Source organism: Acetobacter estunensis (assembly GCF_019083805.1).
Taxonomy (GTDB): domain Bacteria; phylum Pseudomonadota; class Alphaproteobacteria; order Acetobacterales; family Acetobacteraceae; genus Acetobacter; species Acetobacter estunensis_A.
In genome coordinates this window covers 152326-177662 of record NZ_JAHRDV010000006.1, presented here as the reverse complement: position 1 = coordinate 177662, position 25337 = coordinate 152326, and the positions used below count along the sequence as shown (strand labels likewise).

26 protein-coding genes and 1 tRNA gene are annotated in these 25337 nt (G+C 60.4%); 14 read left to right on the top strand and 13 right to left on the bottom strand.

The window, feature by feature from the left end:
• Positions 1–25: 25 nt before the first annotated feature.
• Positions 26–1345 carry a type III glutamate--ammonia ligase gene (gene glnT, locus KUA11_RS09940; RefSeq protein WP_217410128.1) on the top strand — a complete coding sequence of 440 codons (1320 nt, stop codon included), beginning with the start codon at positions 26–28 and terminating at the stop codon, positions 1343–1345.
• A gap of 283 nt (positions 1346–1628) precedes the next feature.
• Entirely contained in the window at positions 1629–2933 is a 1305-nt protein-coding gene (locus tag KUA11_RS09935; protein WP_217410127.1) for an ammonium transporter, read from the top strand.
• A gap of 102 nt (positions 2934–3035) precedes the next feature.
• On the opposite strand, the gene KUA11_RS09930 is transcribed toward KUA11_RS09935, so the two are convergent.
• Entirely contained in the window at positions 3036–4379 is a 1344-nt protein-coding gene (locus tag KUA11_RS09930; RefSeq protein WP_368040994.1) for an NAD(P)/FAD-dependent oxidoreductase, read from the bottom strand.
• 169 nt (positions 4380–4548) lie between these two features.
• Between KUA11_RS09930 and KUA11_RS09925 the strand changes: the two genes are divergently transcribed.
• Both KUA11_RS09925 and KUA11_RS09920 read left to right on the top strand, forming a co-directional pair.
• On the top strand, positions 4549–5424 hold the full coding sequence (locus KUA11_RS09925) for a 4-(cytidine 5'-diphospho)-2-C-methyl-D-erythritol kinase (protein WP_368040993.1): 876 nt from the start codon (positions 4549–4551) through the stop codon (positions 5422–5424).
• A gap of 177 nt (positions 5425–5601) precedes the next feature.
• Positions 5602–6060, top strand: coding sequence for a hypothetical protein (locus KUA11_RS09920; protein ID WP_217410125.1), 459 nt, complete (start codon positions 5602–5604; stop codon positions 6058–6060).
• Between the two features lie 103 nt (positions 6061–6163).
• Here the strand turns inward: KUA11_RS09920 and KUA11_RS09915 are convergent, their stop codons facing one another.
• The 5 genes from KUA11_RS09915 to KUA11_RS09895 all read right to left on the bottom strand — a co-directional run bounded on the left by KUA11_RS09915 (position 6164) and on the right by KUA11_RS09895 (position 11806).
• On the bottom strand, positions 6164–7555 hold the full coding sequence (locus KUA11_RS09915) for an NAD-dependent succinate-semialdehyde dehydrogenase (protein ID WP_217410124.1): 1392 nt from the start codon (positions 7553–7555) through the stop codon (positions 6164–6166).
• Positions 7556–7631: 76 nt separating this feature from the next.
• A complete protein-coding gene (locus tag KUA11_RS09910) occupies positions 7632–8789 on the bottom strand; it encodes an iron-containing alcohol dehydrogenase (protein WP_217410123.1) in 1158 nt (385 codons plus the stop codon).
• 96 nt (positions 8790–8885) lie between these two features.
• Positions 8886–9479, bottom strand: a complete 594-nt coding sequence (locus KUA11_RS09905; RefSeq protein ID WP_217410122.1) for a TetR/AcrR family transcriptional regulator — start codon at positions 9477–9479, stop codon at positions 8886–8888.
• 146 nt (positions 9480–9625) lie between these two features.
• Positions 9626–11176: a trypsin-like peptidase domain-containing protein gene (locus KUA11_RS09900; RefSeq protein ID WP_217410121.1), complete on the bottom strand. Its 1551-nt coding sequence runs from the start codon at positions 11174–11176 to the stop codon at positions 9626–9628.
• 180 nt (positions 11177–11356) lie between these two features.
• Positions 11357–11806, bottom strand: a complete 450-nt coding sequence (locus KUA11_RS09895) for a nucleoside deaminase (RefSeq protein WP_217410204.1) — start codon at positions 11804–11806, stop codon at positions 11357–11359.
• A gap of 288 nt (positions 11807–12094) precedes the next feature.
• On the opposite strand from KUA11_RS09895, the gene KUA11_RS09890 reads away from it, so the two are divergent.
• From KUA11_RS09890 to KUA11_RS09870, 5 genes are all read left to right on the top strand, one after another.
• Entirely contained in the window at positions 12095–12238 is a 144-nt protein-coding gene (locus tag KUA11_RS09890; protein ID WP_217410120.1) for a hypothetical protein, read from the top strand.
• A gap of 62 nt (positions 12239–12300) precedes the next feature.
• Positions 12301–13059, top strand: a complete 759-nt coding sequence (locus KUA11_RS09885) for a gamma-glutamyl-gamma-aminobutyrate hydrolase family protein (RefSeq protein ID WP_254454830.1) — start codon at positions 12301–12303, stop codon at positions 13057–13059.
• The gene (locus KUA11_RS09880) at positions 13056–13823 is read left to right on the top strand and encodes a pseudouridine synthase (protein WP_217410118.1); all 768 of its coding nucleotides are present in this window, start codon (positions 13056–13058) and stop codon (positions 13821–13823) included. The genes KUA11_RS09885 and KUA11_RS09880 overlap by 4 nt, the downstream gene beginning before the upstream one ends.
• Complete coding sequence (gene rsmD, locus KUA11_RS09875; protein ID WP_217410117.1) at positions 13823–14377, top strand: 16S rRNA (guanine(966)-N(2))-methyltransferase RsmD; 555 nt, start codon at positions 13823–13825, stop codon at positions 14375–14377. The genes KUA11_RS09880 and rsmD overlap by 1 nt, the downstream gene beginning before the upstream one ends.
• On the top strand, positions 14377–14985 hold the full coding sequence (locus tag KUA11_RS09870; protein ID WP_217410203.1) for an IMPACT family protein: 609 nt from the start codon (positions 14377–14379) through the stop codon (positions 14983–14985). The genes rsmD and KUA11_RS09870 overlap by 1 nt, the downstream gene beginning before the upstream one ends.
• A 13-nt stretch (positions 14986–14998) precedes the next feature.
• Here the strand turns inward: KUA11_RS09870 and KUA11_RS09865 are convergent, their stop codons facing one another.
• The 5 genes from KUA11_RS09865 to KUA11_RS09845 are packed head-to-tail and all read right to left on the bottom strand — an operon-like array spanning position 14999 to position 20318.
• Complete coding sequence (locus KUA11_RS09865; protein ID WP_217410116.1) at positions 14999–15937, bottom strand: ABC transporter permease; 939 nt, start codon at positions 15935–15937, stop codon at positions 14999–15001.
• Positions 15934–17004, bottom strand: coding sequence for an ABC transporter permease (locus KUA11_RS09860; protein WP_217410115.1), 1071 nt, complete (start codon positions 17002–17004; stop codon positions 15934–15936). Before KUA11_RS09860 ends, KUA11_RS09865 begins: the two co-directional genes overlap by 4 nt.
• Entirely contained in the window at positions 17001–18545 is a 1545-nt protein-coding gene (locus tag KUA11_RS09855) for an ABC transporter ATP-binding protein (protein ID WP_217410202.1), read from the bottom strand. Before KUA11_RS09855 ends, KUA11_RS09860 begins: the two co-directional genes overlap by 4 nt.
• Positions 18546–18579: 34 nt before the next feature.
• The gene (locus tag KUA11_RS09850) at positions 18580–19686 is read right to left on the bottom strand and encodes a BMP family ABC transporter substrate-binding protein (protein ID WP_217410114.1); all 1107 of its coding nucleotides are present in this window, start codon (positions 19684–19686) and stop codon (positions 18580–18582) included.
• On the bottom strand, positions 19683–20318 hold the full coding sequence (locus KUA11_RS09845; protein WP_368040991.1) for a nicotinamidase: 636 nt from the start codon (positions 20316–20318) through the stop codon (positions 19683–19685). The genes KUA11_RS09850 and KUA11_RS09845 overlap by 4 nt, the downstream gene beginning before the upstream one ends.
• Before the next feature lie 70 nt (positions 20319–20388).
• On the opposite strand from KUA11_RS09845, the gene KUA11_RS09840 reads away from it, so the two are divergent.
• Both KUA11_RS09840 and KUA11_RS09835 read left to right on the top strand, forming a co-directional pair.
• Positions 20389–21186 carry a YdcF family protein gene (locus KUA11_RS09840; protein ID WP_217410113.1) on the top strand — a complete coding sequence of 266 codons (798 nt, stop codon included), beginning with the start codon at positions 20389–20391 and terminating at the stop codon, positions 21184–21186.
• A complete protein-coding gene (locus tag KUA11_RS09835) occupies positions 21183–22400 on the top strand; it encodes a DUF2075 domain-containing protein (protein WP_217410112.1) in 1218 nt (405 codons plus the stop codon). The genes KUA11_RS09840 and KUA11_RS09835 overlap by 4 nt, the downstream gene beginning before the upstream one ends.
• Before the next feature lie 3 nt (positions 22401–22403).
• Here the strand turns inward: KUA11_RS09835 and KUA11_RS09830 are convergent, their stop codons facing one another.
• Positions 22404–23447, bottom strand: coding sequence for an ABC transporter substrate-binding protein (locus KUA11_RS09830; protein WP_217410111.1), 1044 nt, complete (start codon positions 23445–23447; stop codon positions 22404–22406).
• 176 nt (positions 23448–23623) lie between these two features.
• Here KUA11_RS09830 and KUA11_RS09825 point away from each other — a divergent pair.
• Positions 23624–23699, top strand: a tRNA-Asn gene (locus tag KUA11_RS09825).
• A 165-nt stretch (positions 23700–23864) separates the two neighbouring features.
• Here KUA11_RS09825 and KUA11_RS09820 read toward each other — a convergent pair.
• Positions 23865–24224: a hypothetical protein gene (locus KUA11_RS09820; RefSeq protein WP_217410110.1), complete on the bottom strand. Its 360-nt coding sequence runs from the start codon at positions 24222–24224 to the stop codon at positions 23865–23867.
• A gap of 505 nt (positions 24225–24729) precedes the next feature.
• Between KUA11_RS09820 and KUA11_RS09815 the strand changes: the two genes are divergently transcribed.
• Together KUA11_RS09815 and KUA11_RS09810 are read left to right on the top strand one after the other, a co-directional pair.
• Positions 24730–25047, top strand: coding sequence for a hypothetical protein (locus KUA11_RS09815; RefSeq protein WP_217410109.1), 318 nt, complete (start codon positions 24730–24732; stop codon positions 25045–25047).
• Positions 25048–25117: 70 nt separating this feature from the next.
• Entirely contained in the window at positions 25118–25279 is a 162-nt protein-coding gene (locus KUA11_RS09810; RefSeq protein ID WP_166312999.1) for a hypothetical protein, read from the top strand.
• Positions 25280–25337 lie beyond the last annotated feature (58 nt).

Sequence of the window (25337 nt, the reverse complement as noted above, 5' to 3'; positions counted from 1 at the left end):
GCGCTACTGGAAATGGACCGTATCAATGGCCGACAGTCAGCAAAATGCAAGCAATCTTGCCGAAATTGCCCGTGAGAAAAACATCCGTTACTTCCTGATCTCGTTTGTAGATCTCTCCGGCGCCCAGCGCGCCAAACTCGTGCCAGCCTCCGCAATCGGTGGCGCTCTCAAGAACGGCGCGGGCTTCGCAGGCTTTGCAGCCGCCTTCGACATGTCTCCTGCTGACCCCGATCTGCTCGCCATGGCAGACCCGTCGTCCCTCATCCAGCTTCCCTGGAAGCCCGAGGTGGCCTGGATGGCGTCCGACCTCGTAATGCACGGCAAACTCGTGACACAAGGTCCGCGCAATACGCTCAAGCGTCTGGTGGCCCGCGCAAAGCAGCACGGCATCGACGTGAAAACAGGTGTTGAGTGCGAGTTCTTTCTCATCACGCCTGATGGCAAGCTGGTGGCCGACGAATATGACGCCGCTGCCAAGCCGTGCTACGATGCTTCGGCTCTGATGCGGCGCTACGACGTCATTGCCGAACTGTGTGACGCCATGCAGCAGCTTGGCTGGGAGCCATACCAGAACGACCACGAAGACGCGAACGGCCAGTTCGAAATGAACTGGAAGTATGCTGATGCACTCGTGACCGCTGATCGGCACGTCTTCTTCAAGTTCATGGCCCGCTCGATCGCGGAAAAGCATGGCCTGCGCGCCACGTTCATGCCCAAGCCCTTCATGCACCTGACAGGCAGCGGTTGCCATGCGCATATCTCCCTTTGGAAAGGGAGCGAAAATGTCTGCTACGATCCGAAGGATCCGCTCGAGATCTCGGCAACGGGCTATAACTTCGTCGGCGGGCTGATCCACAATGCCGATGCACTGTGCGCCATTCTCAACCCCGTCGTGAACTCTTACAAGCGCATCAACGCGCCGCGCACGGTCTCGGGTGCCACATGGTCTCCCAACACCGTCACCTATTCCGGCGATAACCGTACCCACATGATCCGCGTGCCAGGTGGTGGCCGTTTCGAGATGCGCCTCCCCGATGGCGCCGCCAACCCCTATCTGCTCCAGGCCTCTCTACTGGCAGCCGGTCTTGATGGCATCGAGCAAAAGCGCGATCCGGGCAAGCCGCTCGACATCAACATGTACACCGAAGGGCACAAGGTCACAGAAGCAAAGCGTCTGCCGTTGAACCTTCTCGACGCCATGCGCGCCCTCGACAAATCCACGGCTCTTCGTGGCATGCTCGATGACGGTCTGGTGGATCCTTACATCAAGCTCAAGCAGAGTGAATGGAACGCGCATTGCGGCCATCTGTCCGAGTGGGAACGCACCGCCACTCTCGACTGCTAGTTCCGAAAATTACTTCATTGGACTCACATCATCAGTGCCTAGAACCTCTTTTTACATATTCTTGCGCGCATTTTATTGCGATGTCGGAACATTCTAGGCATGATGAAACAGTATCCCGCTTTCCGGCGGGACTCCTGCCGCATCCACTCTGCGGTTCGTTCTTTCCGTTTTCCTGCGCCTCTTCAGGCGCAGGCCCCCACGAGGAGAAACTGCGCCCGGAGGGGCTGAGCCACCTACGGGCACCACGTCTCACCCCTCCCAGATACAGGATCACAGACGAATCATGCCCTTACGATACCTCCTGCTCTTCCTGTCCTGCTCTTTTCTTCTCGTCCCACCCGCTTTTGCCGCCGATGCGGAGCCAGCCTTCAACACTGGTGACATGGCGTGGATTCTCGCCTCCACCGTCTTCGTTTTCTTCATGCTTTTTCCGGGAATCTGCCTGTTCTACGGCGGCATGATCCGCAAGAAGAACGTGCTGAGCATGTGCATGCAGGGAATCACCGCAGGCTCAATCATCAGTCTCATCTGGTTCATCTGCGGCTACAGCCTGATCTTTACAGGCAACACACCGTTCATCGGCGGTCTCGACAAGGCCTTCATGAACGGCGTCACCCTGACATCCTTTCTTCCCGCCATTCCAAACCTGCCTGAAGTGACGTTCGCCATGTTCGAACTGACCTTCATCGCCATCACACCCGTCATCGTTCTGGGTGGCACCGTGGAGCGCTTCAAATTCTCCACAGCCATGGTCTTCATGGCGTTGTGGGCCATCCTGATCTACTGCCCGGTCGGTCACATGGCATGGGGACCGGACGGTTTTCTCGCCTCCACCGGCGCGCTGGATTTTGCCGGCGGTCTGGTCGTGCACGTCACCAGCGGCTCTTCCGCCCTGATCGCCGCCATCATGCTGGGACGCCGCAAAGCCGACGGCGTGAACAGTCTGGCCCCGCACAACATGGTGCTCACCGTTCTTGGCGGCTGCCTGCTCTGGGGCGGCTGGTTCGGCTTCAACGGCGGTTCCGCCCTCGGCGCGAATGCCACAGCGGCCATGGCTCTTCTCAACAGCCAGATCGCAGCAAGTGCCGCTCTTGTGGCGTGGGTTCTGGCCGAGTGGAAACTGCACGGCAAACCCAGCATGCTGGGCGCGATTTCAGGCGCTCTGGCCGGGCTGGTCGTCATCACGCCGGGCTGCGGTTTCGTCACCCCCATGGGAGCGATGATCATGGGTATCCTCGGCGGCCTGGTCTGCCTGTGGGCCGTCAACTGGCCCAAACACCGCTTCGGTTATGACGACGCGCTGGACGTGTGGGGCATCCACGGCATCGGTGGCGGCCTCGGTGCCGTGCTAACAGGCGTGTTTGCCTCCTCCTCCATTGGCGGTGAAGGCAAGGATGGTCTTTTGTACGGCAACTGGAAGCAGGTGCTCGTGCAAAGTCAGGACACCATTCTTGTGGCCATCTACACTATGGCAATGACAGCCCTTCTGCTTTTCATTCTCGACAAGACCATGGGCCTGCGTGTCGATCCCGCCGTCGAACTCGAAGGTCTCGACCTTGCCGAACACGGAGAGACCATCCACACCTGACCCCGACGCAATGGCCGCGTAACACCGCGCGGTCATTTCTGTCATCCATAAAAAAACCGGCTTTTCATGGCCGGTTTTTTTATCTCATACCTGAAACAACACTCACACATTCAGAGCATCGCGCACACGATACCACTGTTCGAAAAACGGTACCGTCATGGGAGCCACTGCCTGAAAAGGATGTGACGGAAACCGCAATCCGGTGAACTCTGAGAACCCTTCCGCTTTTCCCATGACCTGCAACGCTATCTTGCGTCCGAACCACGTCGAGCGGGACACGCCCGTACCGCAATACCCCATCGCATAATGCAACCCATCCGGTGTACGTCCCAGATGCGGAAACTCATCGAATGTGTAACCGATCCGCCCAGACCATGCGTGGCTCACCGCCACATCGGCAATATGAGGAAAAACCTTAAGCAGATCGCGCGCCAAGTGTGCATAGGCCCGAGGCTCCTCCTGCCCCGCATTGCGGCCCACACGCCCTCCCCAGACAATGCGCGGTTCATCGGGCGCTGTGCGAAAATAGGAAAACACGCGCGCCGAATTACCACAAACACGCCCTGACGGAAAAAGCGCCTTCAATCGCTCCGCTTCCATCGGCGCCGTCGCAATAAGCGCCGATGTCACAGGCACGATGCGCTTGCGGCAAAAAGCATCGAATCCCTGTCGATATCCGTTGGTGGCGATGATGACATCGCGCGCCCACAGATTGCCACGTCCGGTCTGCACAAGAAAACCAATCGGTTCGACCACAATGTCCGTCACAGGCGCATGCGCGGCAATACACGCGCCAGCCTGTGTGACACGAGCAGACAACCCGGCGTGGTAGCGCCCCGGATGAAGGGCGGCGTCCTGCGGAAGCACGGACCCACCAAAGAAGAAATCGGTAGCGATCTCCGTATGCTGCTCAGCCTTGGGCACCATGAACGACTCCACGCCCGCGTGACGGTGCAGATCCTCCATGTCACGTGCCATGGCTTCGTAGTGCTCCGGCCGCACCGCGCCGCGAAAACGACCGCAACGGGCAAAACAACAGTCGATCTTCTCATCGCGCACAAGCGCATCAATATGATCGAGCATCGCCACGCCCTCACGCAACATGGCCTCGGCCTTTTTCACTCCCATCATGTCGATGAGAGTCTGCACCCGGAATTTCTGGTTGCCCGATCCCACCTGACCGCCATTGCGCGTGGACGCCCCGAAACCCGGACGCTCCGCCTCCAGCACAACCACGGACCGCCCTGCGCGCGCCAGCGTCAAGGCCGCCGAGAGACCGGTGAAACCCGAGCCGACAATGGCCACATCCACCCTTTCGGGCAAAGGCTCCTGAAAGCCGGCATCGGGTGGCAGCGCCCGCCACCAGTAAGGTGTCATGGTGAGCGTGGAGACGTCGCCCCGCGCCAGATCCGCCAATGTGGTCAGGGATTGCGATACATCCGGCACCCTAGTTTCTCCTGAATGCTTATTTTCTTCACAGTAAAATAAGTTTCCAACTATGTCTCGCCTGAATCCGTCCCTCCCGTATGCAAGATGGCCCGCTCACCTCGCCCCACGGATCAAGCTGCGCTACACCCTTCCCAGCCTTCGCACCACCAACCACCGGACAGTCCCCGTGAGCCTCACCGAAACCGCGCACGCCAAGATCAACCTCTACCTGCATGTCACGGGGAAGCGCCCGGACGGGTATCATCTGCTCGACAGTCTCGCCGTCTTCTCGGATGCCGCCGATCGCCTGACTTATGAAACGTCCGACGCTCCTCTCAGCCTGACCCTGACCGGTCCCTTCGGAGGCAAACTGGCCTCGGAGGCTTCCGACGACAATCTTGTGATGCGTGCCGCACGGCTCCTGGCCGATGGAACGGACGCCCGCCTGCGGGGACGACTGGTTCTGGAGAAAAACCTTCCCGTGGCCTCTGGCATTGGCGGCGGCTCAGCGGACGCTGCCGCCACATTGCGGCTTCTGGACCGGGCGTGGAACCTGAACACGCCCCGCGCGCGCCTTCTCGATCTCGCGGAAAAACTCGGTGCCGATGTCCCCGTCTGCCTCGTGCAACACGCCACCCGTATGCGCGGTATCGGTGAACAGCTCGACCCGGCACCCGATCTTCCTCCCTGCGGCCTGCTGCTGGTCAACAGTGGTGACGCCGTCTCCACGCCTGCCGTATTCAAGACCCGGAATGCGGCGTTTTCGTCCGACGCCACGCTGCCCGGCTCATGGCCCGATGTCGCCACCATGGCGCACGACCTCGCGCGGCTGAGCAACGACCTTGAACCTCCGGCGCGCGCGCTGTGCCCGAATATCAGCCTTGTGCTCGACACGATTGCCGCCCTTTCCGGATGCCGTCTGGCCCGTATGAGCGGCTCGGGGGCGACCTGCTTTGGACTGTTCGACACAGCGCAGGCCGCACAGAAAGCAGCGGCAACCCTGAACAAGCACTCTGGTCAGTGGTGGATTCACGCAGGCTCCCTGCTGCAAACCGCACTCTGAGAGGCTTTCCTCGACACGCGAACGTGACGGAGCAGGTATCCGGCTAGCACACATCGTCACACGCCACCCCTCCCCTTGGATGGCGCGCGTGCCTATACTTGCGAAAGAAGGGCTCAAGCGCACCGTTCCTGTTCGCCAGATCCTTCCGTCACAGGCTGTCTCAGGAGAACATATCGCATGACCAGGACGCCGGAGGCCAAGGACACGACCGCACAGACGGCCGAGACCACCAAGAAGCCCAGCACTCAGGCCGATCCTCACATCCATCTCGCTCCCTGTGGAGATGGCTCGCATGCCATGCTCACGCTTGAGATCGGTCGCAAGAAAATGGAAGTGGAACTCGATCAGGGGAAGATCACCGACCTGATCGTAGCACTCGGCGCCATGCGGCAGATGATGGGCGGCAACACCACCTCTTCCATCGAAGGCGCGAGCTTCACGCCCGTGCGGCGCACAAGCTGGGCGCTTCAGCTCGACCCCGAAGCGCAGGGATCGATCCTCGCCTTCCAGCACCCGGCCTTCGGTCCCATCGGTCTTGCCCTGACCGACGCTGACGCAGCGCGTCTGAGCAAGGGGTTAGAACTCCACCGCACGCTCAATGCCACGACCATGAAGGCCTCCGGCCCTCTCAACTGATCCACGCAAAACGACCGCACCCTCCTGCTCAGAGACAGGCAGGAGGATGCGGCCATCTTCAGATTGGAGGACGCAGAACGTCCTCCCTCAGGAATGCGCAGGCTCAGAACGGCGCGTCGATATCGACGATGTTGATGAGCTTGTGGTTGACGAACTCCTTAATCCCCAGACCGATCAACTCGCGGCCATAACCAGAGCGGGCAATGCCACCGAACGGCAGATCTGCCTTGGGGGACAGCGGGTGGTTGATGAACACCATGCCCGTGCGGATTGCGTTGGCCACACGGGTGCCACGCGCCTCGTCTTTCGTAAACACAGACCCACCGAGACCATAAGGCGAATCATTGGCGATGCGGATCGCATCGGCCTCGTCCTTCGCACGGTAGATCTGTGTGACAGGACCGAAGAACTCCCAATGACGGGCCGGGTTGTTCGCATCCAGATTCGACATCAGCAGAGGCTGGAAAAAGGCGCCCGTCTCGGGAACCGGTGCCCCGATAACTTCGACCTTCGCGCCAAGATCCATGGCGCGTGTCACCTGATCGCGCAGATCGTCTACAGCCGCCTGCGAGGACAGCGGCGCCAGCGTCGTGGCCGGGTCCATCGGATCGCCTGCCTTCAGCGCGGCAACACCTTCCTTGTAGAGCGCAAGAAAACGGTCATAGACAGCATCGGCGACAATCAGACGCTTGGCCGACACACACACCTGTCCCGCGTTCCAGTGACGCCCGATGACCGCCCAGCGTGCGGCCTTCTCCACATCGGCATCGTCCAGCACGATGAAAGCGTCCGCGCCACCGAGTTCCATGGTCGCCTTCTTGAGCGCCTTGCCCGCGATGCCGGCGATGACCGTGCCCGCACCTTCCGAACCCGTCAGCGCGATACCGCAAACGCGGGGATCGTTCAGGATCATGGCCGTGTGAGGACGCGCCGCATACAGGTTGCGGAACAGCCCTTTCGGCAGACCGGCCTCTTCCATCAGGCCGTCAAAAGCGGCCGCGCACTGGGGCAGGTTCGATGCGTGCTTGAGAAGCACGGCATTACCGGCCGAAAGCTGCGGCGCGAGGATGCGTACCACCTGATAAAATGGGAAGTTCCAAGGCTCGATCGCCAGAACGATGCCAAGAGGTTCATGCACAAGAACAGCGCGCCCCTCTGCTGGATCGGCCACTTCAAGCGGCTCGGGCTTGAGCAGCTCTTCGGCATTCTTGGCGTAATATTCGAAGATCTCGGCGGAAAGGATGACTTCCTTGCGCGACTCCTCGTACAGCTTGCCCATCTCCAGCGTGCCGAGACGGGCATATTTGTCGATGTCACGGCGCAGGATGGCGGCCGCCGCATTCATGACCTTCGCACGCTCGGCAAAGGACGTGTCGCGCCAGACCTCAAAGGCCGCGTGCGCTTCATTCAGCGCGGTCTGAACCTCAGCGTCGGTCGCATCGGCAAAAGTGGCGACCACTTCATTGGTATAGGGATTTGTCGTAGCGTAAGCCATTGAATCCTCGTTCGTATTTTATATCGGCACTCGCGGGACACAGATCTGACTGTGCCCCCAAAAGAGCGGTTGAAAATCAGGCAGCGGTTTCCAGAATCTGGCGGCTCACTTCCAGTGTGACTTCGCCGTGTTCGCCCAGCGCGGTCATGTCGTGCGCTTCCAGAAGCTTGAGAATATCCGTGATGCCATCGGGTCCGATGTCGTAGGCCGACAGGCGCGTCGGCACGCCGAGACCTTCGAAAAAGCCCTCGGTCTTGCGAATGACCGCATCGATACGCTCGTCTTCGGAGCCTTCCGTCAGGCCCCATACGCGCTCGGCATACTGGAGCAGCTTGGCGCGCTTTGCCTCGCGGCAGACCTTCAGGAGCGCGGGGAACACGATGGCCAGCGTACGGGCATGATCGATGTGATACTTCGCCGTGATCTCATGACCGATCATGTGGGTGGTCCAATCGTGCGGCACGCCCGCGCCAATCAGTCCATTCAGCGCAAGGGTGGCAACCCACATGAGGTTGGAGCGCAGGTCATAATCCTCAGGTGCGGCGATAATCCGCGGTCCGATCTCAAGCAGGCTCGACAGAAGTCCTTCCGAGAACCGGTCCTGCGCCATGCCGTCCACTGGATGCGTCATGTACTGCTCCATGACATGCACGAAGGAGTCCACCACACCGTTGATGACCTGCTTCATCGGCAGGCTCATGGTCCGCATCGGATCGAGAACGGAAAAGCGAGGATAAACCAGCGGATTTGAGAACAGCAGCTTGTCGCCCGTGGACTGACGCGAAATCACGCTCAGACAGTTCATCTCGGAGCCGGTAGCGGGCAACGTGACAACCGTGCCAAGCGGGAGCGCTTTCTTTGCCGCCTCACCTTTGCTGGTGAGAATATCCCACGGCTCCCCTTCGAACGGCACGGCGGCCGCGACAAACTTGGTGCCGTCCATGACCGAGCCACCGCCGACGGCCAGAAGGAAGTCGAGCTTCTCTTCGCGCACCATCGCAACCGCTTTCATGAGAGTCTCGTAAGTCGGGTTCGCCTCGATACCGCCGAACTCCCGAAAGGTGCGGCTGCCCAGTGCCGCACGCACCTCATTGAGAGTGCCGCTGCGCTCGGCGCTGGCACCACCATAAAGTACCAGTACGCGGGCCTGCGGCGACAACTGTTCGTCCAGTTTCGCAATCATCCCTTTTCCGAAAATGATCCGGGTAGGATTGTAGAATTCAAAATTCAGCATTTTTTCATCCATTAGACCGGTCTAATGGATTAGACCGGTCAACTATTAAAACTTACCAAAAAGCCCGAGGAGGCGTCCTCCGAACTCCGGTTGAACTCAGATTTCCAGAAGGCGCTTTGTGGCCAGCCACGCCTGATCGAAAGGCAGGGAACTGTGGGTGATCTTCATCATCAGCGTGGTGCCAAGCCAGAGCTGATACACCGAAGCCGCCAGAATATCGGGCTCCATCGGACTGCCGACCGAACCTTCCTTCTGACCCACACCGATCAACTTGCCCAACCGCTCGATGACGGTGGCTGTGCCCATTTCAAGAATGGACCGCATCCGCTCCGAAAGATCCGAGACTTCAGCCGCCAGTTTGACAATCAGGCATTTATCCCCGACCTGCCCGTCCAGTTGGGTGTCGCGCCAGAATCGGTAATAGCGCGCAATCCGATCAGCCGCATTCCCTTCGGATTTGAAGAGAATGTCATCGAGCTTCTCCACATATTCTTCGACATATATCCGGAGAAGTTCTTCGCCGAAGGCCTCCTTGGATTCGAAGTAGTGATAGAAGGAGCCTTTCGGAATCCCGGCCACTTCCAGAATCTGTGAAATCCCGACAGCCGAAAAACCACGCTGTCCCACAAGCGGCCACGCCGCCTTCAGGATATGCTGCCGGGCAGCGCGATGTTTCTCTGCGACTTTCATGAGTGTCTGTATATGAGCGGACAGAGACCACGTCCAGAGGAAAATTAGACCAGTCGTCTATTTTCTTCCCAGCGCCGGTCGCATCCATAATTCATGACGACTGCGGACAAGGCCGCCGCTCCACACAGCGGCCTTTTAATCCGGGCTTACTGATCGTCGTCATCGCCTCCCGGCGCAGCCGGTCCGGCATCGTTGGAGCCGTCCAGCGACACCGCCACGAACAGCGACTGTCCATCACGCAGAATGCGCAACAGCACGGCATGACGAGCCTTGAGCGCCGCGCTGACAGCCGAAACCGTGGCAGACGGTGTTTCCACCGCCTGATCGCCCACCGCCTGAATCACGTCACCCGGACGCAAACCGGCCTGATCGGCGGGAGAACCGGGCTGGATGTCGGAGACGACCACACCGTGCACAGAGCGATCGAGACCGAGCTGCTGGCGCACATCCCCCGTCAGAGGCGAGAGCGAGATGCCAAGCTTCTGGCCCTGCCCGCTCATGGAGGCATTGGCTCCACTGCCGCCCGTGGCGCCGGACTGGCTGACGATATGCACCTTCAGATCTTTCGACACACCACCACGCAGCACGGTCACGGCCACATCCGTTCCCGGCACGATGGACGCCACCTTCACCGCCAGATGATGGGGCGTGTCCACCGGCTTGCCATCCAGCTTGACGATCACGTCGCCCGTCTTGATTCCACCTTTGTCCGCCGGGCTGTCAGGCGTGACGCTGGCCACAAGCGCACCGGCTGGCGGCGCACCGGGACTGGTGGGCTTGATCCCGAGCGCGCTGGCCATGGACTGCGAGATAACCTGCGCCTCCACGCCCAGATAACCGCGCGTCACATGACCGGTCTTGCGCAACTGCGTGACGACGGTCTGAACGATGTCGGAGGGAATGGCGAAGCCAATGCCGATCGAGCCACCCGAAGGCGAGAAGATGGCCGTGTTCACGCCGATCACCTTGCCGTCCTGCGTAATCAGCGGCCCGCCCGAGTTGCCACGGTTGATGGGCGCATCGACCTGAAAGAAATTGTCATACGGCCCATCGCCAATGTCGCGCCCCAGAGCGGAGATGATGCCCGCCGTGACCGTGCCACCCAGACCGTAAGGATTGCCCACCGCAATCACCCACTCGCCCGGCTGCACGCCATCGGATTCCCCAAGCTGCACGAAGGGCAGAGGGTGACTGGAGGTGAGCTTAAGCAGTGCAATATCGGTCTTGGGATCGCGCCCGACCACACGAGCCTGCACCGTCGTGCCGTCATCCAGCGTCGCCGTCACTTTCGTCGCGCCCTTGACGACGTGGTTGTTCGTCACCGTGTAGCCATCGGCCGAGATGATGAAACCCGACCCACGCGCCTCCACCGTCTGACGCTGCTGGGGCATCATCTGAAACGGGAAAGGAAAAGGGAAAGGCGATTGCTGCTGCATGCCATCCCCGCCCTCGATCGCGTCCGCCTTGATCATGGCCGTGATCGACACCACCGCAGGTTTGACCTGCTTCACCAGACTCACAAAGTCGGGGATCGTGCGGTTTGGGGTGACGGGCTGAATGGCACCCGGTGCATCGGCGTGCGCCTGCGAAACGACCGGAACGATTCCGGATGAAGCCACGGCAAAAATGCCCAGAGTGGCGAGAGCCCGGCGGGTGGAGATACGGGATGTGCGGATCGACAGATTCTCTACTGGCATGTGTATTCCGATGATCCTCCTTGCAGCGACCGCCCACGCGGTCCGTCAAGGACATGTGGACAAACGGTGGCAACGACAAGAAGACGCCGCTCCTCCGTGACACACTACAGTGTACGGCCTTGTTGAACGGATGTCATACGCCGATATTAAACCTCTGTCAGAAAAAGACATTCCAGAGGTTCACGCCTCTGTTTTCCGCTCACGCAACGTCCGAAAAAACTGCCGCAACACACGCGCATTCTCCCGCTCACGCACGCCTCCGACAATCTCGGGCCGATGCAGGCAAGCAGGTTGCTCCACAACCCGGGGACCATGGACAACGCCCCCGCCTTTCGGATCGTACGCCCCGAATACAATCCGCCCCACACGGAAATGCACCGCCGCCGCCGCGCACATTGGACACGGCTCTAACGTGACCACCAACGTACAGCCCATCAATCGGGGGGAACCGAGCCGCCGCGCCGCCGCTCGCAACGCAAGCATTTCCGCGTGGGCCGACGCATCATGAGCGCCCTCCACCTCATTTCCCGCCTGCGCCAGAATCTGCCCCGTACCATCGAGTACCACGGCTCCCACCGGCACCTCGCCCCGCTCGGCCGCTTTGCACGCCTGTGCAAGCGCGATGTCCATGGCCGTGCAGGCCACCAGACCGCCCGGATTCTTCAATGGGGAAACGCTGCGAGGGGAAGAAAACGTCATATCCGAGGTGATAGGAGGCCGAGAGACGAAGGACAATCGACATAAAAGAGCGGTTTTTCGGCCTACAAAGCGTGTCTGCCCCATTTTTGCCTTGAATTGCCGAGCGCTCTCCCTCACTCTCGTTACAGAGTTGATACGCAACGTGAGAAAAGGTTCCAGCCGGGCCGCTTCCACACCGCGTGAGGCTTTCGGGTCCATCGACCGAGGGAGGGTGACGTCATGCAGAGTCTGACACTGGTACTGGCCGCAGCAGCGCTCGGACTGGCTTTCGCAGCGTCTGAACGCGTCGGCATGACGGATTCCTCTCCGCATCAGCATGGTCATCATCATTCCGCCGAATGGAAAGTGGCCGCGGCCCAGTAAAACCCGTTTAACACCCGCTCCGGCCCTATGCCGGAACAGCCGTGTGTTCTATGGGAAGCGCAATGTCGCACCCCGCTTCCCTTCCCCTGATTGGCGTGACGTCGGACCATGAATCCGGCGGCCCGGAACAATATTCTGCCTTTCCGTGGTATGCTTTGCGCGCCAACTATATGGGAGCGGTCATCAAGGCCGGAGGCCTGCCGGTAGCGCTCCCACACGCTCCCTGTCTTGCCGATGAGATGATCGCGCGGCTGGATGGCCTGATCGTGACCGGTGGAGCGTTCGACATTGACCCGTCGCTCTACGGCGCACAACGGGAGGCCTTGACCACCACACTCAAACCCAGTCGCACGGATTCCGAACTTGCACTTTTGAATGCTGCACGCGTGCGCGATCTTCCTGTGCTGGGAATATGTGGCGGAATGCAGCTTCTGGCCGCAGCACTCGGCGGCACGCTCATTCAGGACATCGCAACCGAGCGCCCCGACGCCTTGCCCCACGAACAGCCCAACCCGCGCGATCAGGCGGGGCATATCGTGACCCTCACACCCGATACGCTGCTGGGCCGGATTGTGGAGAGAGCGTCCATGGCGGTCAATTCCTCACACCATCAGGCCGTGCGCGATCCGGGCCGCGCCATTATATCGGCACGGGCCGAAGACGGCATCATCGAGGCCATAGAAGATCCCCACGCCCGGTTTTGCGTGGGGGTACAGTGGCACCCGGAATTTCTTATCGACCCGGGTGACCGGGCGCTGCTGGCCGCTTTCGTGGCAGCGGCAATCCACAACAAAACCACAGTGTCGGGAGACGGTGTATGACAGACGAAAAACACAGCGAGCGCGGCGAACGCATCGCCAAATGGCTGGCCCGCAGCGGTGTTGCCAGCCGCCGCGACATCGAACGCATGATCGGTGAGCATCGCATCAAGCTGAACGGCAAGACCGTGGATCATCCCGCCACCTTCGTGACGGACACGGACGTGGTCATGGTGAACGGCAAGGTCGTGGAAGGCCCGGAACGGACCCGTCTGTGGCGTTATCACAAGCCCGATGGACTGGTGACGACGCATCGTGATCCGGAAGGGCGCCCCACGGTGTTCGACTCCTTGCCCGAAGACATGCCGCGTGTGATCAGTGTCGGGCGTCTGGACATCAACAGCGAGGGACTGCTGCTGCTCACCAATGACGGTGCGCTTGCCCGCAGACTCGAACTGCCCACCAATGGCTGGCTACGCCGCTACCGGGTGCGCGTGTTCGGCGTGGTGGATGAGCGCCGTCTGGCCGATCTGGCCAAAGGCTGCGTGATCGAAGGCGTGCGCTACGGTTCCATCGAGGCCTCGCTCGACTCCCGCAAGGGCGACAATGCGTGGCTCACCGTCTCCCTGCGTGAAGGCAAGAATCGCGAGGTCCGCCGTGTCATGGCCGCCCTCAACCTGCATGTCAGCCGCCTTCTGCGAACGTCCTACGGCCCCTTCCAGCTTGGGGAACTGCAACCCGGAGAACTGGAAGAAGTGCAGGCGCGCGTCATCCGCTCCCACATTCCGCGTGATGCGGAGGGGGAGCGCGGCCGAAAGACCCGCTGATGCGGATCATCGCGGGCGCGCGGCGCGGTCGGACACTGATCGCGCCACCAGGCAACACCACGCGCCCCACCTCCGACCGCGTGCGTCAAGCCCTGTTCGATATGCTGCTGCACGCACCATGGGGCGGACGGGATGCGCTCGAAGACGCGCATGTGCTGGATGGTTTCGCGGGCACCGGCGCGCTGGGGCTGGAAGCCCTCTCGCGCGGGGCGGTCTTTTGCAGTTTCTTCGAGACCGACCGCACCGCCCTTGCCGCCCTACGCGCCAACATCGCAGACTGTCGGATGAAGGAGCGCGCGCGCGTTCTGCCCGCAAGTGTCCTCCGTCCACCCAAGGCCTCACGTCCCTGCTCGCTGGTTTTTCTTGATCCGCCCTATGGTCACGCGCTCCCTGCTCAGGCACTGGCGGCCTTGACCCCGGCAGGCTGGATCGCACCGCAGGCACTGATCGTCACCGAAACGGGGCGTGATGAAGAGCAACCCGTGCCGGATGTGGACATCCTTGCCGAGCGCACACACGGCGCCGCGCGGTTGTGGATCTGGCGCGCCCCCTGATGGTCGAGACGCTGACAGGACCAGCGGAATTCGAAAAAGACATCCGCAAGAGCATCTTTCTCGCCCGCGCCATGCCGGTGGACACGGAAGAGGCCGCGAAAGCCTTCATTGCGGAGGTTTCCGTACCGGATGCCACGCATAACTGCTGGGCATGGAAAATCGGCCCGCGCTATCGCAGCGATGACGCGGGCGAACCGGGGGGCACCGCCGGGCGCCCCATCCTGCAGGTGATCGAGGCACAGGGGCTGGACCGGGTGGCCGTGGTGGTGACACGCTGGTTCGGTGGCGTGAAACTCGGCGCTGGTGGGCTTGTCCGGGCCTATGGCGGAACGGCGGCAGAATGCCTGCGTCTGGCCGAACGCACGGAACTGATCGAACGCGCGCGCCTGACTTTCCACTGCGCGTTCAGCGATCTGGCGCTCGTCACCTCCCGCCTTCCGGGCTTGGGTGCGTTGGTGGAAAACGAAGAGTTCGATGCCACCGGCGCGACCTTCATTGTAGCCGTGCCAGTGGCCACCCTCGATCCGGTCATCACGGCGCTGGCCGATCTGACGAGCGGGCGCAGCGTGGCAAAAGCGGTGGTGGGAGAGGAACCGTCGAAAGACTGATCCCCCCGCCAGCTTATCTCTCGCTCCGATCATACGGCAGACCAAGCGCTGCGGGAGCGGCCATGAGACGGCGCATCTTCTTCCACAGCACCACAGGCACAATGATGAACGCCAACGTGCCGAGATAGGGCAGCATGTTCAGCACCGGAGCCGCGATCGGCCAGTTCTGGGCCTGTCCAAGATAGCCGATGGCGCTGACAAGACCGAACAAAAGCCCGGCACCCGCGGCATTGAGCGGCCGCCATCCGGCAAAGATGACAAGCGCCACGGCAATCCAGCCACGCCCCGAGACCATTCCTTCCGACCAGCTCGGTATCACGGCCAGACTGAGATAGGCCCCCGCTCCACCCGCCAGCGCCGCGCCGATCACGACATAGAGGAAACGAAACTTCGTCACCGGAATGCCCACCGCATCCGCTGCCGCAGGGTTTTCACCCACCGCGCGCAGATTCAGTCCATGGCGCGTGTGAAACAGCACCCACTGGCAGACCGCTGGCAACAGCACATAGATGGGAATGACCAGAAGGTTCTGTCCGAAAAAAGCCGGTCCAATCACAGGAATATCCCGAAGCACAGGAACGGCCACCGGCGCGAAGGTCGCGGCCACCGGCATGCCCGCCACCGAATGTCCGATGGTCGCGGAAAGCCCCAGTCCCAGAAACGTCATGGCCAGCCCGCAAAGAATCTGACTGGCCCGCATGATGACGGTCGCCAGAGCAAAGACAGCCCCACCAGCGCTCCCCACGGCCATCGCCGCAAGCAGCCCCAACCATGGGCTGGCGGTCTTCATGTCCACCAACACGGCCGTGGCCGCGCCCAGCGCCATCAGTCCTTCCACACCCAGATCGACCACACCCACACGCTCGGCAAGCACCTCACCCTGCGCCGCCAGCGCCAGCACGCCTCCGGCCAGAACCGCCGTGGACAACAGGCCCGTCAGCAACGCGATCATGAGGACACTCCGGCCGCAGAACGCCGCACAGGTTCCGCCACAACAGGCCGGTAATGCGCCAGTTCATCGGCAATGGCGACCAGAAGCAGAACCAGACCGGTGATGGCCAGAACTGCCGTGGCCGCAAGTTGCTGCGTTTGCAACACGATGCCTGCATCAAGGATGAGCGCCATCAGAAAAGCCGCCGGAATCACCGCAAAGCAGGACCGTCGCGCCAGCACCGCCACGACAATGCCAAGATAACCGAAATTGTCCGACATGCCGCCCTGAAGCCGGTGCACCGTTCCCGCCACTTCGAACATGCCGGCCAGAGCCGCCAGCGCGCCCGACAGCAGCATGACGACCATAATGCGCGCCCGCATGGGCATGCCCGCATACCGCGCGGCACCAGGATTGGCGCCACTGACACGCACCTCATATCCCCAACTCGTGCGGCTCATCAGCAGCGAGAGACCACAGGCCACCAGGATCGCCACAGGAAAACCCCAGTGCACCACGCCCCAGATTTCCGGAACAGCCACAGGCAGCCGCTCGGTGGAAACCAGCGCCCCCGTCACCCGGTCGCGCCATGGCCCCGTGGTCAGCCAGTATGTCAGCAACTCCGCCACGAAGTTGAGCAGCAGCGTGGTGATGATCTCGTTCACGCCCGCAAAGGCCCGTGCCAGCGTCGGCACGGCAATCCACGCCATGCCGCACATCATGGCCACAACCGCCATCAAGGGCAGGATCACCACCGCAGGCCCATGAACGAACAGTCCCACCGCCGCAGCGCCAATGGCTCCAAGATAAAACTGTCCCTCACCGCCGATGTTCCACAAACCGATCCGGCTGGTCACTGTCACAGCACTTCCCGTGAGCACCAGCGGAGCCATGAACAGGGCGAGATCCTCCAGCCCGAACCGTGAACCGAGTGTGGAGCGCGCCACCAACACGGCCAGTTCCCCTACATTACGCCCCGACAGCGCAAGCAGCAGGGCGACAATGCCCATCGCCACCACAAAGGCCAACGCACGCCAGACCAACACATATCCGGCAGTGGCCGTGGGGAAACGCTGGAACCGCATCATTGCGCTCCCCTCTCTTCCGTCCGGCCACCTATCATAAGACCCAGCCGTTCCGCATCCGCCTGCGCCGCATCGAGCACACCCATGATCCGCCCATGAAACAGAACCCCAATCCGGTCCGACAGGTTGAGAAGTTCCTCGAGATCCTCGGAAATGATGACAAGCGCACGACCTTCGTCGCGCAACTGCGCGAAATAACGATGCAGCGTGGCAATCGCGCCGATATCCAGCCCCCGACTGGGATAGGCCGCCACAAGCACCTTCGAGGCGATCCGCATCTCACGCCGCGCCACCAGACGCTGCTGGTTGCCACCGGAAAGATTACGCACAGGCATGGAATAATCAGGGATTTTCACACCGGCCACGGTCGCAATATCCTGCGCCAGCCGCAACGCCGCGCCCGCGTGATAAAGCCCATTTCCTCCGATGGGCGCGTGATCGTATTCGCGCAGCGCCATGTTGTCGGTCACACCAAGCGAGGGGGCAAGCGCGCTGTGCAAACGGTCTTGTGGAATGTGCCCCACGCCTGCCCGCGCCACGGCGGCGGCATCTGCGGGCAACGCCTTGCCCTCCAGCAGCACGTCCCCACGATCCGGAGCGCGCAATCCCGTGAGCAGTTCGGTCAATTCCCGCTGGCCGTTCCCCGCTACGCCAGCAATGCCGAAAATCTCCCCGCCCATCAGGTCGAGCGACACATCCGAGAGCATTTCCACACCGCGTCCGTCACGCACGCTGACATGCCGCAGACTCATCACCGGCTCCGTACTGCGCGGCGCAGCATCGGGCGCCCGGACGCGCAGATCCTGCCGCACGATCTCACGCCCCACCATCGTGGCCGCCAACATCTGCGGCGAACAGTCCTTCGTCACCCATGTTCCAACATTGCGCCCGCCACGAAGTATGGTGACGCGATCGGACACTTCCATCACCTCATCGAGCTTGTGAGTGATGATGATGACGGCGTTTCCCTCTGCCCGAAAGGCACGCAAGACGCGAAAGAGATCGTTTGCCTCGGCCGGGGTGAGCACGGCCGTCGGCTCGTCAAGGATCAGCAATCGGGCCTTGCGCGTCAGCACCCGCACGATCTCCACGCGCTGCTGTTCGCCCGCCGAAAGATCCTCCACGCGGGCGGAAGGATCGAGAGGCATCCCAAAACGCTCACCCAGTTCACGGGTGCGGGCCTCCAGAACGCCCGCTGGGATATGACGCGGCGTGTCGCTCCAGCCAAGATGAATGTTTTCGGCAACAGTAAAGGCCGGGACCAGTCGGAAATGCTGATGCACCATGCCGATCCCAGCGCGGATCGCTTCCTGAGGACTGGAAAACGCCACGCCATAACCGTCAAGAATCATCTCGCCACCGTCCGGCTGATAGATTCCGGTGACAATGTTCATGAGAGTGGATTTACCCGCGCCATTCTCGCCAAGAAGGGCGTGGATCTCGCCTGACCGGATGGTCAGCGACACATCCTCATTGGCCACAACACCTGGAAAATACTTGCATATCCCGACAAGTTGCAGAACAGGCGGTGTACCTGACCGCATCACGGGCGGATGCTGGCCTGCCATGACGTCGTTTTCAGACAAGACCCGTCATCCCCTGCACGGCCCAGTCCCATTGATAGATCGCCTGATCGTCCATGATCTCTCCGGCCGCCACACGGACACGCCCACCCGCATCACGAATAGGTCCACGAAATGGTGTCTCGCCCGCCAGAATCCGATCGCGCACGGCATCCGCTTTTGCCGCGATTTCCGGCGGCACTGTGGCTCCCCAGGCATCGCGGTCCACCCCGTGACCGAGAGTGAGAAATGTGCCCGCCGCCTTCCATTGTCCGGCCAGGCGCGCACGCACCTGTTCGATATAAAAATGTGAAAAATCGAGCACGACTGAACTGACATAAGAATCAGGACCGAAACGGCGCATATCGAGATTCCACATCGCCGCCTTCAACCCTCGCGCTTGTGCCACGCGCAGATAGGCCGGGTCGTCCGTGATGCCACATAGAAAATCGCATCCGCTGTCCGCCAGCGCACTCGCGGCCTGCGTTGCCGCCTGCGGATCGAACCATGAGTTGATGGAAATCACGTTCATCGTGCAGGCTGGATTGACCGACTGCGCGCCCAGCAACGTGGCATTGGCGCTCGCGATGACAGAAGGGATGGGAAACGTCCCGACATAACCAAGACGATTTGTTTTCGTCATCAGACCGGCCGCCACACCGATGATGTAGCTGGCATACCAATGCGTGATATAATACCAGCCCAGATTGTCCGTCACCCGCGTACCGTCGCACTCAAGAAACGCCACGTCAGGCGCCCGGTCCGCCACATCCTTGATAAAATCGCCATAGTTCGAGGTGGCGATAACCATCTGTGCGCCTTCCGCCACGAACTGGCGAAAAATTCGGGTCGCATCCGCGGAATACGGCACCGTCTCGACATAGATTGTGCGCAACTTTGGAAAGACGCGCTTCATCTTCTGGATGCCAAGTTCATGCGCAGTGGTCCATCCACCATCCGTGATGGGGCCAACATGCCCAAAGGCGATCAGCGCCTCTTCTTCCGCCAATGGGGCGAAGCGGGTCTGTCCAGAGGCTGCCTGCGCAGGCAAAAGCCCGCAGCCCATCCCTCCCCCAACGCCCGCCAGAAGATGACGGCGGGTGAGCAAACCATGCCCCTTCATGTGATTAGCTCAGCAGACAGAAGAAGTGGGATGTCGGCTTTTCTCAGTTCCTTCGTCGCATCCGCGCCTGGAGCAATCCCCCGACACGCATCCTCCACCACGAATGTTGCAAAACCGGCCTTCTGAGCATCACGAGCGGTCTCCGTAACGCACACATCCAGCGCCAACCCCGTGACAAACACACGCGTCATACCCATGGCGCGTAGCCATCCCTCAAGACCTGTTGTGGCTGCACCACTGTTGTCACGAAACGCCGAGTAGCTGTCTACAGAAGGAGACAATCCCTTTCGAAGAATCAGGGCTACGTGACGTTGATCCAACCCACTTGCTAGTTCCGCGCCAGTCGTCCCGGCGACACAATGCGTTGGCCATTGGCCGCCCTGTTCACGGAACGAGCAATGCGCGGGGGGATGCCAATCCTGCGTCGCCACAACCGTTCCAAACGGCAACGCCGAGAGACGATTGATAACAGGAACGACGGCATACCCTCCCCCAACCGGCAGCGCGCCACCGGGTAGGAAATCGTTTTGCACGTCCACCACCAACAGGGCGTCACGGGAAGAAAGCTTCATCATGGCAGCACGATAGCGCGTGACGCGCGCGCTGTCTTTACTTCGATAACGAAATGACATCCGAGCCCACGTTGCCTCCCTCCCATGAGGGGACTATGGCTTTGTGCGCGATGAAAAAGGAGGCGGCAGCATGTTTCTGATCGGCAAATTGCTGACCATGACTATGATGCCAACAGCGCTGCTTATTGAGCTTTTGTTGCTGGGCCTTCTTTTCCGCCGTCACCGCACTGGTCGTAGGCTGGTCGGGGGTGTGGCCGCCCTTCTTGCCCTCTGCCTCGTCTGTCCGGTGGATCAATGGGCCATTCGCCCGCTGGAAGACCGTTTTCCACAGGTTCGCACGCTACCTCCCCATGTGGACGGCATCATCGTGCTGGGAGGCTCGATCGACGATCTTCTCAGCGAAGACCGCCAGACCCCCGTAACGGGTCAGGCCGGTGACCGTCTGACGGCCTTCGCCACGCTGGCACGACATTACCCGGACGCAAAGCTTGTCTTTACAGGAGGCTCCGGTGACGTGACGCAAGGTGTCACGAATGAAGCGAAATGGGCAAAAATCCTGCTCGCAGGCATCGGCCTGCCGTCTGAGCGAGTTGTGTGGGAAGACCGCTCCCGCACCACACGGGAAAATGCCACCGACAGCTTCACCCTTGTCCACCCCAAGCCAGATGAAACGTGGCTTCTCGTGACATCGGCCAGCCACATGCCGCGTTCGATGGGTGTCTTTCGCCGCATCGGATGGAACGTAACCCCCTACCCGGTCGGCTATCTTTCACGCGAGCATCTGCGCGCCTACTCCCTGTCGCTGGGCTCACGCATGGCCGTGCTCGACTGGGCTGCTCATGAATGGATCGGCCTTACCGCTTACCGCATGCGGGGCTGGACCGACACGTTTTTCCCCGCTCCATTGGACACACCAAAAGCACGATGACCATTCCCGAAACAAACAGCGCGATACAGCGTCTTTTCCCCATCCGCGATCTGACATCTCAGCAGAAGGAACTGGTGACCACCATCATACGCTTCTGCGAAACGCACCGAGCGGACAAACACGCGGTCCTCGTGATTGAAGGCGACGCGGGAACAGGGAAAAGTCTCGTCCTGAACACGGCGTTCACGCGCATACAGGAGGAAACACGCAATCGGGACACCAAAAGCTGCCTGCACGGAACGAACAACATTCTCCTCGTCAATCATCCCGAGATGATCAAGCTCTATCGCAACATAGCTGCCGATGTCCCGGCCCTTCGCAAACGCGACTATGAACGACCGACCACCTTCATCAACGCTGCCCACAAGAACGGCACACACACAGACATCGTGTTCGTAGATGAGGCCCATCTCCTGCTCACCCGAAGCGATGCTTACAATCATTTCCGACAGAACAACCAGCTTGATGAAATCCTCAAGCTTGCCCGTATTGTCGTGATGGTCTTCGACCCCCGCCAGACACTCAAGTTCAAGGGATACTGGGATCTGGACCGTCTGGAGAAACATCTGGGCGACATCCCGCATGAAACCGTGCGACTGACGGAGCAGTTTCGGGTTCGCGCCCAACCCGATGTCATGCGCTGGATACGCGCCCTGTGCGACGGACGACTGCTTCCTCTCCCCGCGAAACAGGATTTCGACTTCCGCATCTATGACGACGCTGAAACGATGTATCACGACATCCGCGCTCTGGACGCGCGCTACGGCCTGTGCCGTATTCTCGCGACCTATGACTTCCCCTACACGCTCAACGGTGCAGACCACATGGTGAAGGCCGGCTCCTTCCACCTGCGCTGGGACCGCAACCAGCCCAATCATCCGCTGCCATGGGCTGAGCGTGCGGATTCCATCGATGAAGTGGGATCGGTCTACACCGTTCAGGGTTTCGACCTGAATTGGGCGGGGGTGATTCTTGGTCCCTCCGTCACCTATGATTCAAAGTCCGATCGCGTGATCTTTCTGCCTGAGCATTATGAGGACAGCGCCGCTTTTATCGGTCGTGAAGGAGTAGCCGACGTCACGGCGGCAAAACGCCACGTCATGGCCAACGCGCTGTTTGTCATTCTCACGCGCGGCGTGCACGGCCTGTATCTGCACGCGACCGATCCCGCTCTGGCCCGCAGATTACACGAACTGGCCGCCGCACGCAGTTGAATGTCAGATATGGATCACGTCACGGCAGACGGACGCGGCGAACAGATCTGACGAGATGGTGTCCGGCAAACGACCGATCAGCTTCAGTTCATCGGCATATTGCGCCATCTGATCGCGCAACCAGCGGCCCAGCAAATGCACGGGGGCTGGTTCGTGCGCCAGCATGTCGGTCACGTCCGCCAGTTCCATGTCCACAAGATGGGGCGCAAGCAGAGACGCTACATCCTTGCGGTGTTTTTCAATCCACCGGCACGCATCGCGCAATGCCAATGTCAACGCCGCCGCTCCCTGTGGATCGGTGTCGATGAAGCGGTCGGACAGCCCCAGAACCTGATTGACACGCTCGGCGTAATGTCCCGTTGTGGAACCAAGCAATTCGAAAAGTGTGGCGGTGTTGTCCATGCGCAACTGCCACCCCAACGTGTCGTGGGTGATGATCGCATCCATGTCCGGCGCGGCCACTACGCGATCGAGATCTGCTTCCGGCACGGAACGCCAGTGCACATCGTCTGGATTGAGACCCTTGCGACGCATCAGGACCGAGAGAAAACAGCGGTCGGACGAATCATCGTTCGGAACAATGACCGTGCGTCCGATCAGGTGCTCCAGCCGCGTCATCCCACTGCGTTTGCGCACCAGCAACCGAAATGTCCCCGCACTCAGTCCAGCAACAAGACGAGCCGGAACGCCCGCATGCAGTCCTGGCAACCAGGATAGGGCCGGTGCAACCGCCGCTGCGAAATCGTCATGCGCAAGCGCGGAAATAGCCTGATCGCCCGTCACCATCGGACGGATCGTCACGTCGAGATTATACCGGGTGAAAAATCCACTCTCACGCGCCACGATCAGAACCGGATCGACCTCCGGGTCGGGCCATGCAAGGGTAAGACTGCGCGGCTGACCGTCGAGTGGCAGATGCGCACGATGCGGGCGATGCCCCTTCCACCACAGTCCGCCACCGAGAAATGCCAGTCCACAAGTACCTCCGGCAGCCACAAGCAGACGTCTCCGACTGCGCTCTTGCCGGACGTACGCTTCTGCCTTCATTCCTCACCCCTTCATCTCTGTTTTCCGCACTGAAGCACAAGCCGGCCTAGTCTGCGCCGTATCGCTATACCCTTGCTGCCCTTGGGTTTATGCGATGTCAAAACCGCGTGCGAAAAATCTTCCTCTAAAGGCTTTACGACGCTGCCAAGGTTGAGTATACGGTCGCCCACGGCTGATCCCGAATAGCTCAGTTGGTAGAGCAAGCGACTGTTAATCGCTGGGTCGTAGGTTCGAGTCCTACTTCGGGAACCACCGCCGCTTATTTCCCATAATAAAATCAGTATTTTATGGGTTTCAGATAAAACCCCCATCCCCTATGTTGTCCCTCTTACGGACACGGGTCAGGCGGCCTGTTTTCAAGCCAAACCTATCTGAGACAAAGCGTAACAGCCGATCATTACCGCTTCCGCGCTGCCATTATCTTTCATCCGTTTGCAGAGATCCGCGGCCGAGGGAAACAGTTGTATCGCCCGCCCTCGCCCCGCCCTTGTCCGTCGGGCAGACTGATGTTTCAGCCTCGACAACATGCAGGTGCGGCAACACCCGCTTTTTGCCTCTGCGACCGACGCCAGATGGCGGAGCTTTAGGACGACTGCCCATGCTCTCTGAGAGCAGCCGATACACACGGTACCAGTGATCTACTGCATCGGTCAGTCCAAGCTGGTGAGCACGCTCCAAACGATCTCCAGCAACGGTGCGCGCCGCCAGACCGTAAAGCCCGACCAGCCGCCCCGCTTCGGTCTCTGGTGAATCTGCCTTTTCCTTTGAATCCATCATTGTTCACCTCCGTCGCCAATCGTCGGCCGACGTGGTAAACGAATGGTTAAGATTAACAGCCTTTCACGCACGATTTACCGAGTTAGAAGGCCGATCCCAACGCCCTCAAATCTGATGAGATAGAGCACCGCCTATTGAAAGCGGCCTTCACTTTGTTGCTGATGGCATGCGCAAGCGCCACATCTGACAGCGGCTTTCTCTGACAATAATGGCACGCGATACTCCCGGCCCATCTTCATGCGGTGAGCTAGTACGGTCCACACGCGAGCCTTCAAGTCGATCTCTAACCATGTAGCGTTGCGGACCTCGCCTGATCTCGGATGTAGCAATCGGCCGTTCACTCCGGCTCAAACAGGTATTCCGCCCACGTTTGGTAGAACGTCCCGCTTCATAAGCGAAAATGACAAGGTTGGCTTGCATCCACCTTGATCCCCTCTCGGGTCCAGAAGGTTATAACCCTCTCGCGCAAGCACCGTGTCCCACACGTCTGCCGAGGAAAGACCCGATGAACAAGCTCTTCGCCCTCCTGATTGCCGGAGCAGCTCTGACTGCGAGTCAGCCGATACTCGCTGCGGAAACACAATCCTGCACATCCGGTGTCTGCCAAACCACTGAAAAAGGATGGAAAACCGTTCGCAATGGAACGGTGGATGCCGCACATTCCACCACGAAATGGAGCGAAAAGACCGGAAAGAAGATCGGCACATGGGGAAGCCATACCACCCATAACGTGGGGCAATGGGGTTCACGCACGGGCCACAAAATCGGACAGTGGGGCTCGAACGCGACAAAAGACACCAAGCACTTCTTTACGGGAAACTGACGTTCACACGCGCCACGGCTCTGTGCTCTGAGAGCCGCAAAAACCGTTTCCATCCACGAAGGACATGACGATGAGCGAATATCGCATTGAGGAAATCAAGGACACGGGCGGCAAAACTGTTCGGTGGGAAATCTACCACGAAGACACACTGATCCGCTCCTTCACCGATCAGACCGAAGCCGAACGCACCCTTGCCGACTTGCGGAGCAAGGAACAATTCCCGTCCACCTGAAATCACTTCGGGTTCGAGCCGAAAAACCGTCTCATTGAGGCGGTTTTTTTATGTCCGC

Excerpts from the sequence above, each read along its gene's own strand:
- KUA11_RS09935 (WP_217410127.1), top strand. The coding sequence starts at position 1,629 with ATGCCCTTACGATACCTCCTGCTCTTCCTGTCCTGCTCTTTTCTTCTC.
- KUA11_RS09905 (WP_217410122.1), bottom strand. The coding sequence starts at position 9,479 with ATGAAAGTCGCAGAGAAACATCGCGCTGCCCGGCAGCATATCCTGAAG.
- KUA11_RS09835 (WP_217410112.1), top strand. The coding sequence starts at position 21,183 with ATGACCATTCCCGAAACAAACAGCGCGATACAGCGTCTTTTCCCCATC.
- KUA11_RS09855 (WP_217410202.1), bottom strand. The coding sequence starts at position 18,545 with ATGCGGTCAGGTACACCGCCTGTTCTGCAACTTGTCGGGATATGCAAG.
- KUA11_RS09840 (WP_217410113.1), top strand. The coding sequence starts at position 20,389 with ATGTTTCTGATCGGCAAATTGCTGACCATGACTATGATGCCAACAGCG.
- KUA11_RS09860 (WP_217410115.1), bottom strand. The coding sequence starts at position 17,004 with ATGATGCGGTTCCAGCGTTTCCCCACGGCCACTGCCGGATATGTGTTG.
- KUA11_RS09880 (WP_217410118.1), top strand. The coding sequence starts at position 13,056 with ATGACAGACGAAAAACACAGCGAGCGCGGCGAACGCATCGCCAAATGG.
- KUA11_RS09900 (WP_217410121.1), bottom strand. The coding sequence starts at position 11,176 with ATGCCAGTAGAGAATCTGTCGATCCGCACATCCCGTATCTCCACCCGC.
- KUA11_RS09850 (WP_217410114.1), bottom strand. The coding sequence starts at position 19,686 with ATGAAGGGGCATGGTTTGCTCACCCGCCGTCATCTTCTGGCGGGCGTT.
- KUA11_RS09865 (WP_217410116.1), bottom strand. The coding sequence starts at position 15,937 with ATGATCGCGTTGCTGACGGGCCTGTTGTCCACGGCGGTTCTGGCCGGA.
- KUA11_RS09820 (WP_217410110.1), bottom strand. The coding sequence starts at position 24,224 with ATGATGGATTCAAAGGAAAAGGCAGATTCACCAGAGACCGAAGCGGGG.
- KUA11_RS09815 (WP_217410109.1), top strand. The coding sequence starts at position 24,730 with ATGAACAAGCTCTTCGCCCTCCTGATTGCCGGAGCAGCTCTGACTGCG.
- KUA11_RS09895 (WP_217410204.1), bottom strand. The coding sequence starts at position 11,806 with ATGGACATCGCGCTTGCACAGGCGTGCAAAGCGGCCGAGCGGGGCGAG.
- KUA11_RS09885 (WP_254454830.1), top strand. The coding sequence starts at position 12,301 with ATGTCGCACCCCGCTTCCCTTCCCCTGATTGGCGTGACGTCGGACCAT.
- KUA11_RS09810 (WP_166312999.1), top strand. The coding sequence starts at position 25,118 with ATGAGCGAATATCGCATTGAGGAAATCAAGGACACGGGCGGCAAAACT.
- KUA11_RS09920 (WP_217410125.1), top strand. The coding sequence starts at position 5,602 with ATGACCAGGACGCCGGAGGCCAAGGACACGACCGCACAGACGGCCGAG.
- rsmD (WP_217410117.1), top strand. The coding sequence starts at position 13,823 with ATGCGGATCATCGCGGGCGCGCGGCGCGGTCGGACACTGATCGCGCCA.
- KUA11_RS09890 (WP_217410120.1), top strand. The coding sequence starts at position 12,095 with ATGCAGAGTCTGACACTGGTACTGGCCGCAGCAGCGCTCGGACTGGCT.
- glnT (WP_217410128.1), top strand. The coding sequence starts at position 26 with ATGGCCGACAGTCAGCAAAATGCAAGCAATCTTGCCGAAATTGCCCGT.
- KUA11_RS09830 (WP_217410111.1), bottom strand. The coding sequence starts at position 23,447 with ATGAAGGCAGAAGCGTACGTCCGGCAAGAGCGCAGTCGGAGACGTCTG.
- KUA11_RS09910 (WP_217410123.1), bottom strand. The coding sequence starts at position 8,789 with ATGCTGAATTTTGAATTCTACAATCCTACCCGGATCATTTTCGGAAAA.
- KUA11_RS09870 (WP_217410203.1), top strand. The coding sequence starts at position 14,377 with ATGGTCGAGACGCTGACAGGACCAGCGGAATTCGAAAAAGACATCCGC.
- KUA11_RS09845 (WP_368040991.1), bottom strand. The coding sequence starts at position 20,318 with ATGTCATTTCGTTATCGAAGTAAAGACAGCGCGCGCGTCACGCGCTAT.
- KUA11_RS09915 (WP_217410124.1), bottom strand. The coding sequence starts at position 7,555 with ATGGCTTACGCTACGACAAATCCCTATACCAATGAAGTGGTCGCCACT.